The 397-nt window shown below is 70.8% G+C and carries 1 protein-coding gene; it reads right to left on the reverse strand.

What is annotated here, in order from left to right; all coding sequences use genetic code 11:
• The coding region (locus B3F77_RS06825; protein WP_293604230.1) for a hypothetical protein at positions 1-397 on the reverse strand (397 nt) is incomplete at both ends.

The raw sequence follows: 397 nt of genomic DNA on the forward strand, positions 1-397 counted from the left end.
ATCACGACCAGTACGCGGTGTTCAGGCGGAATGCCACCAGCGAAGTCCAGCCGCGGCAGGAAGCGCACTTTCATCGACTCTGCGATCAGGCGATGCACGAAGGCCGCGGCGGCTTCGGATGCCGGCCAAGCCAGAAGGAACAGCGTGACCACCGCCTGCCACCCGCGCACGCCCGCACTGTGCGCAACGGCAAGCAGGATGAGCACCGTGCCCAGCGCGATGGCGGCTACATACAGGGGCAGACGCCAGCTGCGCGGGCCCAGGAGTCGCGATGCGCCTCGCGTGGGCAGGCCGAGCGCGGCTTCCAGTTGGGCCCGGCCGGCGCCGATCAGGTAGAAGCCGGCGGTGCGCTGCGCGGCCGCCGCAGGCTCGCCGCCAGGTACGGCTTTTGCGGGGG

It is taken from the genome of Polaromonas sp. UBA4122 (assembly GCA_002381615.1).
GTDB lineage: Bacteria > Pseudomonadota > Gammaproteobacteria > Burkholderiales > Burkholderiaceae_C > Polaromonas.